The sequence below is a fragment of the Halococcus saccharolyticus DSM 5350 genome, from assembly GCF_000336915.1.
Classification (GTDB): Archaea; Halobacteriota; Halobacteria; order Halobacteriales; family Halococcaceae; genus Halococcus; species Halococcus saccharolyticus.
Genome location: NZ_AOMD01000012.1, coordinates 168778 through 178521 on the forward strand (window position 1 = coordinate 168778; position 9744 = coordinate 178521).

Below are 9744 nucleotides of genomic sequence, written 5' to 3' on the forward strand. Positions count from 1 at the left end.
GTCAGTCGTCGCAGACGACCGGCTCGGCGCAGTTATCTGGGGATGTCTCGGCCGTGATCTCGTAGAGGTTCTGTCTGGCGTCGGCGAAGTAGACGTCCTCGTCGACCGCCTCGATCCCTTCGAGGCGTTCGAGGGCGTATCGGACGGTACGGGCCGAGAGCATCGACTCCTCGACGATCCCTTTCTGAGTCAGCGCACCGTTGTATTCGAGCACCTTGTAGACCAGCTTCGCGCTCGGCGGGAGATCGACCAGCCCCTCCGCGTCGGTTTCACTCATTGCCGAAACGCACGCACGCGACGTGCATAAAGGTGCTGTCCGGGCGACGGAGACGCCGTACTAATGGCCGTACTCGGGGTTCGACGAGAGCGAACGGCTTTTGAGCGCTCGTCGCCGAGTCGGTGTATGTCGACCGAGACCGTAGACGAGCGGGCCGGTCATCGCCGGAGTCTGACGGTTCTTTCCCTCACGACGCTTTCCGGTATCGCGGCCGCGCTCGTCTCATCGATGCTCGCGAGCGCCGCGACGGACACCATCGGGCTCTATCCGCTCGCCGGCGCGATCGTTCTCCAGCTACCGCTGCTTCGCCTCCTCGGCGTCGACGTCGAGGACTTCGGCGTGAAGGACAACCTCTACGTCGCGTTCATGACCTTCTCGCTGTGGTTCGTGACCTGGACGATCCTCCTGACGACCGGGGCCTCACTGTAATGGCCGACGACTCGATCGCGGTGGTCGATCTCGATAGCTGCCAGCCAGACCGGTGTAACTACGAGTGTGCGAACTACTGCCCACCGAACCGCACCGGAAAGGAGTGTATCACCACCCGGGGCGAGGACGCCGACGAGGGCGATCCCGATCAGATCCGGATCTCCGAGGAGATCTGTCTCGGCGAGACCTGTGGAATCTGCGTCGAGAAATGTCCCTTCGATGCGATCGAGATCATCAACCTCCCCCAAGAGCTCGAGGACGATCCCGTCCATCGCTACGGCGACAACGCCTTCTCGCTCTACGGGCTGCCCGCCCCACAGGAAGGGCGTGTCACCGGGATTCTCGGCCCGAACGGGATCGGGAAGACCACCGCCGTTCGGATCCTCGCCGACGAGATCACGCCCAATCTCGGGCAGTGGGACGACGAACCCGAGTGGGACGCGGTGATGGACGAGTATCGCGGGACGGAGCTCCAGAACTACCTCGAAGAGCTTCAGGAGGGATCGGTGACGGTCGCACGAAAGCCCCAGTACGTCGATCGGATTCCCGATCGCTTCGACGGCAACACCCGCGAACTCCTCGAACGGACCGACGAGCGTGGCGTCCTCGACGACCTCGTCGAACGGCTCTCGATCGGGCCGGTGATGGACCAACCGATCGACTCGATCTCCGGTGGCGAGCTCCAGCGAGTCGCGCTCGCGGCGACGCTCGCACGCGAGGCCGACTTCTATTTCCTCGACGAGATCACGCCGTATCTCGACATCGGGCAGCGCATGACCGCCGCACGGCTGATCGGCGAGCTCACCGGAACGGATCGGTCGGTACTCGTGGTCGAACACGACCTCGCGATCCTCGACCTTCTCGCCGATTCGCTCCACGTCGCCTACGGCGAACCCGGAGCCTACGGCGTCGTCACCGGGCCGAAATCGGTGAAAAACGGGATCAACGAGTACCTCGCGGGCTATCTCGAAAACGAGAACATGCGAATCCGCCCGAACGCCATCGAGTTCGAGGAACACGCCCCGCGGACCGCGGCGGCGAGCAGCCCGCTCGTCGAATATCCCGACCTCACGAAATCCTACGGCGACGGCGAGTTCTCCCTCACTGTCGAGGGTGGCACGATCAACGAGAACGAGGTGCTCGGCGTCGTCGGTCCCAACGGGATCGGGAAGTCGACCTTCGCGGAGCTCCTCGCGGGAGAGCTCGATCCCGACGAGGGTAGCGTCGGGACCGCACTCGACGTCGCGTACAAGCCCCAGTACATCGAGATCGACCAGCCGATGCGGGTCGACGCGTTCCTCTCGTCGATCACGAACGACTTCGGGAGTTCGTACTGGGACACCGAGATCGCCCAGCCGCTCCAGCTCGAACGGATCATGGAACAGAACCTGACCGACCTCTCGGGTGGCGAACGCCAGCGGGTCGCGATCGCGGCCTGCCTCTCGGAAGACGCCGATCTGTACGTGCTCGACGAGCCATCGGCCCACATGGACGTCGAGCAGCGTGTCCAAGCTACCTCGGCTATCCGACGGTACACCGAGAACCACGACGCGACTGCGCTCGTGATCGACCACGACATCTACATGATCGACCTGCTGGCCGATCGACTCCTCGTGTTCGACGGCGAGCCAGCCCAGTCCGGCCACGCCGGCACGCCCGTCGGGATGCGCGAGGGGATGAACAGCTTCCTTGCGGACCTCGATATCACCTTCCGGCGCGACGAACGTGTGGGTCGGCCGCGGATCAACAAACCCGGCAGCCAGCTCGACCGCGAGCAGAAGGACCAGGGCGAGTACTACTACGCTCCCTGAACTGTCTGAAACGCGGCTCGAACCGTACTATCGAGGGATCGGTGCGATACGGATTCTCGGCACACTCCGTCGTTTCGTGCAACCCCTCCCAGCAGTTGGAGATCGACTGCGTGTGGCGGCGCACCGAACACGCACAATATTGATACTGTGTGCGGATGACGGCGATCCATGGCCGAGCACAAGCAGGAAAACCGACGACTCTGGAACGAGTGGAGCGAGGATTTCCAGGCGCTGTGGAACGCGAACACGGCAGAGGGGGAGCTTCCGCCGACTCCATCCCCGTTCGATCCGGATGCGCCAGGAAGCCCTCAACCCGACATACTCGCCTCTGTTGACGACAAAGAGTACGTCGAGCTGGGGTGTGGTGGAGGGCAAGGGACAGTCGGTACGGCCAGGTTAGGTGCCGAGACTGCGGTTGGGATCGATTTCTCCGACGAGCAGTTGCGGCACGCACGGCAATTGCGAGATTTCTCCGGTGTCGATGCGCAGTTCGTCAACGGCGACGTGACGGACCTTCCGTTCGCCGACGGCAGGTTCGATATCGCGTCCTCCGAGGCGGCGTTCCAGATGGTCGAGCATCTCGACCAGGCGCTCTTCGAAGCCCATCGCGTTCTACGGGATGGCGGTGTCTTCGTCCTCAGCGTCCCGCATCCCCTCTACGAGAACCTCGACAACGGGACGAGGACCATCGAGAGGAGTTACTTCGACACCGATGCCAGGGAGATCACGATCGACGAGGACTACGAATCGACGCTGTCCGTGTTCGACCGAACGATTGCTGACCTCCACAACGCCCTCGTCGACGCCGGATTCGAGGTACGACGGCTCATCGAACATCAGCGCTACGAGGTCGAGGAGAACGACCCCGCAGAAAGTGATCTCCCCGAGATACTGTGCGACGTCCCACAGAGTGTTCGGTTTTGGACAGTCTCATCGTAAATTGGATGTCGAGTTCAGTCAGCGATCACCGACCGCACCGATAGTCAGAGATGATCACTGAGGACCGAAAACGCCCGCTACTCCACGTCTCTCCTCGGATAGTGTTTTCACATTTTCCGCCGTAGACGGCGTATGCGAGCGTACAAAGCGAAAGCGGTCGAGCGGATCGAACTTCCCGACCGCGAGGCGCGTGAGCACTACCTCCGCGAGGCAGGCTACAACGCTTTCAATCTCGACGCAGATGCGGTGTTCATCGATCTTCTGACCGACAGCGGTACCGGGACGATGAGCGACGAGCAGTGGGCGGCGCTGCTCCGCGGCGACGAGTCGTACGCCGGGAGCGAGAGTTTCCAGCGCCTCGAATCCGCGGTCGCGGACGTGATGGGATTCGAGCGTATCGTCCCCGCTCACCAGGGCCGCGGCGCGGAGAACGTCCTCTACGGCGCGCTGATCTCGAAGGGCGATTACGTCCCGAACAACACCCATTTCGACACGACGCGGGCGCATATCACGAACGCCGGCGGCGAGCCCGTCGACTGTCCGATCGAGAGCGAGCCGGGCGATCCGTTTCAGGGAAACCTCGACGTCGATGGGGTTCGGGAACTCGCCAGCGAGGTCGGCGCGGAGCGGATCCCCGCGGTGGTCGTCACGATCACGAACAACTCGCTGGCCGGCCAACCCGTCAGCATCGAGAACCTCCGCGAAGCGCGCACGGTCGCGAACGACCTCGACGCACGGCTCGTCATCGACGCCTGCCGGTTCGCGGAGAACGCCTACTTCGTCACGCAGCGCGAGACCGAGTTCGCGGGCGAGAGCGTCGCCGACGTCGCCCGCGAACAACTCGCGGTCGCCGACGCGATCGTGATGAGTGGGAAGAAAGACGGCCTCGCGAACGTCGGCGGGTTCGTCGGCGTGCGCGCGGACGACGACGAACTGTACGAACAGGCCCGCCAGCGCGGCATTCTCTACGAGGGATTCACCACCTACGGCGGGATGGCGGGCCGCGATCTCGAAGCGATGGCGGTCGGGCTGCGCGAGGCGGTCGAGGAAACGTACGTCGAGTCGCGCGTCGAGCAGGTCGCCGAACTCGGTGAACTTCTCCAAGAAGTCGGCGTGCCGATCCGTACCCCGACCGGCGGCCACGCGGTCTACGTCGACGCTGGTGAGTTCCTGCCATCGATTCCGCACGAGGAGTTCCCGGGTCAGGCGCTCGTCTGCGCGCTCTACCGCGAGGGCGGCGTCCGCGGGGTCGAACTCGGCGAACTCGCCTTCCCCGGAACCGAACGGGATCAACTCGTCCGGCTCTGTCTTCCCCGTCGAACGTACTTCCGGGACCACCTCGAACACGTCGCCGAGACGTTCGCGGCGGTCGCGGAGCGCCGCGAAGAACTCCCGGGATACGAGATCGTCGACGAGCCAGAAATGAAGGAACTACGCCACTTCAGCGCCGAACTCCGACCGATCGAGTGACAGAATGACGACGATCGAGTGAACGAACGACAGCGTTCGGGTATCGGGTGCGGCTGGCTCAGTCGACGACTCGCTGGCAGTCGCCACACAGGTGTTGTCGTTTGACGTCGACCTCGCGTACCGTCGGCGAGAAGTTCATCACGCACCGGTCGTCGTCGCAGTGTTCGAGACCGAGTGTGTGGCCGATCTCGTGGACGACCTCCTTCCGGATACGCTCGGCGAAGACGTCGTCCTCGGTGCGCTCGGAGCGGCCGCCGTCGGCGGGGGTCTGGAGTCGGTAGGTCGAGACCACGCTGCCGTTGCCCGAAAGGTAGGCGAGCCCGAACACGTAGTTTCGCCGGCGGTAGAAGAGGTCCTGGGTGGTGAGTGCGATGTTCTTTTCGGCCGCGCCGACCCGTCCGGCGAGTTCGATGAACGCCTCGGCGCGGTACTGGCCGCGGCCCTCGTCGTAGGCGTCAGCCGGGAGCGCACGGGCGTCGTGGAGCGTGGCGTCGCAGTCGTAGACCGATCGGAGCCCGGCCGAGGCTGCCCGCGTGATCGGCGCGGGGACGTCGCCGACCGGCACGATGTCGACGTGCATGCGAAGGGATTAGAACTCCCCAATCATAAACACCCCGACGTGAACCCCCTCACTCGCGCCCTCGCCGTGCGCCTCGCGGACTTCGATCGACTCGTCGAGGTCGGCGTCGGCGCGCGAACCGGACTCGCCGGTGCGCTCGCTGACACGGGCGCAGCCGTAACGGCGACTGACATTCGCTCCCGTTCGGTTCCCGACGGCGTCGCGTTCGTCTGCGACGACGTGACTGACCCCGCCCTCGAAACCTACACCGACGCCGACGCGATCTACGCGCGCAACCTCCCACCCGAACTCCACCGTCCCGCTCGCGATCTCGCGCGAAAGGTGGATGCCGCTTTTCTATTCACCACGCTCGGCGGCGAGTTCCCGACCGTGCCGACCGCGACCGAAACCCTCCCCGGCGGTACGCTGTTCCGAGCGACCGACCGCGGCTCTGTCGGGAGCGGACGAGGCGGGGACACACGGGCTCCCGACCGACGGGTGACGCATGGCGACGCCGGACGAAGAGGGGGGTGAGCGCGCGTGAGAGGCGATGCGGTCGTGCTCGATGTCGACGGTGTGCTCGTGGACGTCGCCGACTCGTACCGCCGGGCGATCGTCGAGTCGGTCGCGACGGTGTACGACGAGACCATCGAGAGAGACGATCTCCAGGCGTTCAAGGACGCCGGCGGGTTCAACGACGACTGGGAACTCACCCACGCGGTCGCGCTCTACGTCCTCGCGTCGCGCGAGGGCCTCGATATGACGATCGACGAGTTCACGGACCACATCGCAGGGACGGGCGGCGGGCTCGACGCCGCCGAGACAGTGGTCGCGGACAGCCTCGCACCCGACGAACGCGAGCGGGTGCTCGCAGCGTGGGATCGCGATCGGCTCCGCGACGTCTTCCAGCAGCGCTATCTCGGCCGCGATCTCTATCGCGAACTCGAAGGCGGTGAGCCGGAGCCCGAGATCGCTGGCGAGGGGTTGATCAACGACGAGCCCACCCTCGTCGATCCGGCGACGATCGACCGACTGACGACCGAGTTTTCGGTGGGCGTACTCACCGGTCGTCCGGCCGTCGAGGCCGATATCGCGCTCGACAGGGTGGGGCTCGACGTGCCCGAGGACTACCGGTTCACGATGGACGATCCCGCGCCGGGCAAACCCGATCCGACGGCGCTCGTCGCGCTTGCCGAGGAGTTCGACGCCCACCGGACAGTGTTCGTCGGTGACACGCTCGACGATGTCCGTACTGCGGTGAACGCGAGCGAGACCGACTCCAACCGCGAGTATCTCGGCGTGGGCGTGCTGACCGGCGGCCTTTCGGGGAAGTCTGGCCGCGAGAAGTTCGAGCGTGCGGGTGCGGAGGCTGTGGTCGAGACGGTGAACGATCTCGACGGATTGCTGGAACCGACGTAGTCGGACGTCCCTCGATGTCGTGAGTCGGATTTTTGACGGTGTCGTGCGCTTGCGAGCCACGTCGTCGAAACGCATATGCGACAGTCATACAGGATGACCGTATGGCGAGGTCACGCTTTCGGCAGTTCCTCGCGACATCGCTGGGTGTCGTGGCGCTCGCGTTCTTCCTCGGAGCGGTCCTCGCACCACCCGATCCGCTCACACAGCTCTACTACACGATCCCGGTTTTGGTGATCGGTATCCCGTACTCGTACTGGCGTGTCTATCGCGACGAGGGCGACGAAAAGCGGATCGACCACGGGTGACGCTCGCAACGCTTATTCACCACACGGCGAAGGGTACGCCATGCGGATCGCACTCCTCGGCGGCACGGGCGACATCGGCGAAGGACTCGCACTACGATTGCCGCGCGATACCGATCACGAGGTCGTCGTCGGCTCGCGCGACCCCGAGAAGGCCCGCGATCGCGCCGCGGCCTACGAAGGCGAACTCGCGGAGCGCGGGATCGACACGAAGATCAACGGGTTCGAGAACCCGATGGCGGCCGATCGAGCGGATGTCGCGGTCGCGTGCGTCCCGGCCTATCACCTCGCGGACACCGTCGATGCGGTCGCGGATTCGCTCGACGACACCATCCTCGTGAGCCCTGCGGTCGGGATGCAACGCGACGAGGTTGGGATGCACTACAACCCACCAGGCGTCGGGAGCGTGACCGCGCTCGCGGCCGACGCCGCGCCCGAGGACGTTCCGGTCGTGGGCGCGTTTCACGGTCTCGCCGCCGGTCGGCTCGCGGATCTCGACGCCGATCTCGGCTGGGACGTGCCAGTGGTCGGGGACGACGAGGCCGCGAAAGCCACCGTGACAGATCTCATCGACGCCATCGACGGGCTCCGCGGGCTCGACGCCGGCCCGCTCGCGGCTGCCCCCGAGGTCGAGAGCCTCACGCCGCTGCTCATCAACGTCGCAGCCAACAATGAGGGTCTCGCTGACCTCGGTGTGAAGTTCGATTGAAACGGCTACTGCGCTACTGAGATCGCTCGCTCGATTCCTTTCTACTCGCCGTTCTCCTGAGCGTCAACGACCGCCACACCGGCGAGGTTCACGATGTCCTTGACTTCGTCGCCGCGCTGGAGGACGTGAACCGGCTGGTCCATCCCCACCAGCATCGGACCGATGGCGTCCGCACCGCCGAGGCGCTGGAGCAGTTTGTAGCCGATGTTGCCAGCCTCCAGGTTCGGGAAGACGAGAACGTTCGCCGGCCCGTCGAGCTCGGAGAACCCGTAGGTGCCCTCCAAGATATCGTCGACGACGGCGGTATCGGCCTGCATCTCGCCATCGACCGGGAACTCCACGTCGGGATCGTCGCGCAACATTCCTGCCGCCCGACGCGGTTTTCGGGTGCCCTCGTTGTCGACACTGCCGAAGTTCGAGTACGACAGCAACGCCGCTCGCGGCTCGACGTTGAATCGACGGGAGAGATCGGCGGTGTGACGCGTGATTTCGGCGAGCACGTCCGCATCGGGGTCCTGATTGACCGTGGCGTCGGCGCAGAACACCACGCGGTTCTTGAACGCCAGCATGTAGACCCCGGCAGCGTACTCGGCGTCGTCGGCGGTGCCGATCAGTTGGAGCGGCGGCCGGAGTGCCGACGGGTAGTCGTGCATCAGTCCGGTGAGCATGGCGTCGGCGTCGCCCATCTCGACCATCACGCTGCCGAGGTGGTTCTCGTCGCGGGCGAGGTCCGCCGCTTCGGTTCGGGTGACGCCCTTGCGCTTGCGGAGTTCGTGAATCCGGTCGGCGTAGGGTTCGAGGTCGTCCTCGTAGGGATCGACGATCTCGGGCTCGAAGTCGAACCCGAGCGAGTCCATCGTGGCCCAGATCCGGTCGCGATCGCCGATCAACACGGGCGTGGCGATGCCCTGCTCGTCGATCTGGTGGGCAGCACGGATCATCTTCTCGTCGTCGCCCTCGGCGAGCACCACCCGCTTGGGATCGGCCTTGGCTTTGTTCAAAACTACCCGCATCATCTCGCGGGACTTGCCGAGCCGGGCTTCGAGCTCCTCGACGTATTCGTCGGTATCGAGGTCCGTCCGAGCCGCCCCGGAGTCCATCGCCGCCCGCGCCACGGCAGGCGTGACTTCAAAGAGGACGCGAGGATCGACGGGTTTGGGGATGATGTAGTCGGGGCCGTACTGGAGTGGTTGGTCGCCNGCCACGGCAGGCGTGACTTCAAAGAGGACGCGAGGATCGACGGGTTTGGGGATGATGTAGTCGGGGCCGTACTGGAGTGGTTGGTCGCCGTAGGCTTTCACCACCGCATCGGGCACGTCCTGCTGGGCGAGGTCGGCGAGGGCTTCGGCGGCGGCGACCTTCATGGCCTCGTTGATCTCGGTGGCGCGGACGTCGAGCGCCCCTCGGAAAATAAAGGGAAAGCCCAGCACGTTGTTGACCTGGTTGGGGTAGTCCGACCGCCCGGTGGCCATGATCACGGTATCGTCACGGGCGGCTTTGGCCTGCTCGTAGCCGATCTCGGGATCGGGGTTCGCCATCGCGAAGATGATGGGATCAGAAGCCATCGAGCGCACCATCTCCTCGTCGACGAGCCCGCCGATCGACAGCCCCACGAACACGTCCGCACCCGCCATCGCCTCCGCGAGATCTCCTTCGGGGATATCCCGAGCGAACTCCCGTTTGAACTCGTTGACGTCGCCATGCTGGGCGCGCTCTTCGGTGATGATCCCCGAGGAGTCACACATCGTGATGTTCTCCTTGCGCGCACCGAGCGAGACATAGAACCGGGCGGTCGCGATCGCACTTGCGCCCGCCCCCGAGAAGACGAT

At 65.0% G+C, this 9744-nt stretch carries 11 protein-coding genes; 8 read left to right on the plus strand and 3 right to left on the minus strand.

Annotation, left to right across the window (positions count from 1 at the left end; translation table 11 throughout):
• Position 1 precedes the first annotated feature (1 nt).
• Positions 2-277 carry a hypothetical protein gene (locus tag C449_RS04005; RefSeq protein ID WP_006076659.1) on the minus strand — a complete coding sequence of 92 codons (276 nt, stop codon included), beginning with the start codon at positions 275-277 and terminating at the stop codon, positions 2-4.
• Positions 278-403: 126 nt separating this feature from the next.
• Here C449_RS04005 and C449_RS04010 point away from each other — a divergent pair, with 126 nt between their 5' ends.
• The 4 genes from C449_RS04010 (at position 404) to C449_RS04025 (ending at position 4926) form a co-directional block, all read left to right on the plus strand.
• On the plus strand, positions 404-706 hold the full coding sequence (locus C449_RS04010) for an EMC6-like membrane protein (protein WP_006076660.1): 303 nt from the start codon (positions 404-406) through the stop codon (positions 704-706).
• Positions 706-2517 carry a ribosome biogenesis/translation initiation ATPase RLI gene (locus C449_RS04015; protein ID WP_006076662.1) on the plus strand — a complete coding sequence of 604 codons (1812 nt, stop codon included), beginning with the start codon at positions 706-708 and terminating at the stop codon, positions 2515-2517. The genes C449_RS04010 and C449_RS04015 overlap by 1 nt, the downstream gene beginning before the upstream one ends.
• Before the next feature lie 168 nt (positions 2518-2685).
• A complete protein-coding gene (locus C449_RS04020; RefSeq protein WP_006076663.1) occupies positions 2686-3456 on the plus strand; it encodes a class I SAM-dependent methyltransferase in 771 nt (256 codons plus the stop codon).
• A 132-nt stretch (positions 3457-3588) separates the two neighbouring features.
• Positions 3589-4926, plus strand: a complete 1338-nt coding sequence (locus C449_RS04025; protein WP_006076664.1) for a tryptophanase — start codon at positions 3589-3591, stop codon at positions 4924-4926.
• 58 nt (positions 4927-4984) lie between these two features.
• Here the strand turns inward: C449_RS04025 and C449_RS04030 are convergent, their stop codons facing one another.
• Complete coding sequence (locus C449_RS04030) at positions 4985-5506, minus strand: archaemetzincin family Zn-dependent metalloprotease (RefSeq protein WP_006076665.1); 522 nt, start codon at positions 5504-5506, stop codon at positions 4985-4987.
• Positions 5507-5545: 39 nt separating this feature from the next.
• Between C449_RS04030 and C449_RS04035 the strand changes: the two genes are divergently transcribed.
• From C449_RS04035 to npdG, 4 genes are all read left to right on the plus strand, one after another.
• On the plus strand, positions 5546-6019 hold the full coding sequence (locus C449_RS04035) for a UPF0146 family protein (RefSeq protein ID WP_006076666.1): 474 nt from the start codon (positions 5546-5548) through the stop codon (positions 6017-6019).
• Positions 6020-6025: 6 nt separating this feature from the next.
• Positions 6026-6904 carry a TIGR01548 family HAD-type hydrolase gene (locus tag C449_RS04040; RefSeq protein ID WP_006076667.1) on the plus strand — a complete coding sequence of 293 codons (879 nt, stop codon included), beginning with the start codon at positions 6026-6028 and terminating at the stop codon, positions 6902-6904.
• A 101-nt stretch (positions 6905-7005) separates the two neighbouring features.
• Complete coding sequence (locus tag C449_RS04045) at positions 7006-7209, plus strand: DUF7534 family protein (RefSeq protein ID WP_006076668.1); 204 nt, start codon at positions 7006-7008, stop codon at positions 7207-7209.
• A 40-nt stretch (positions 7210-7249) separates the two neighbouring features.
• A complete protein-coding gene (npdG, locus tag C449_RS04050; protein ID WP_006076669.1) occupies positions 7250-7915 on the plus strand; it encodes an NADPH-dependent F420 reductase in 666 nt (221 codons plus the stop codon).
• Between the two features lie 41 nt (positions 7916-7956).
• On the opposite strand, the gene C449_RS04055 is transcribed toward npdG, so the two are convergent.
• Positions 7957-9744: phosphate acyltransferase (locus C449_RS04055; protein ID WP_006076671.1), on the minus strand; the 1788-nt coding region annotated here is incomplete at its 5' end.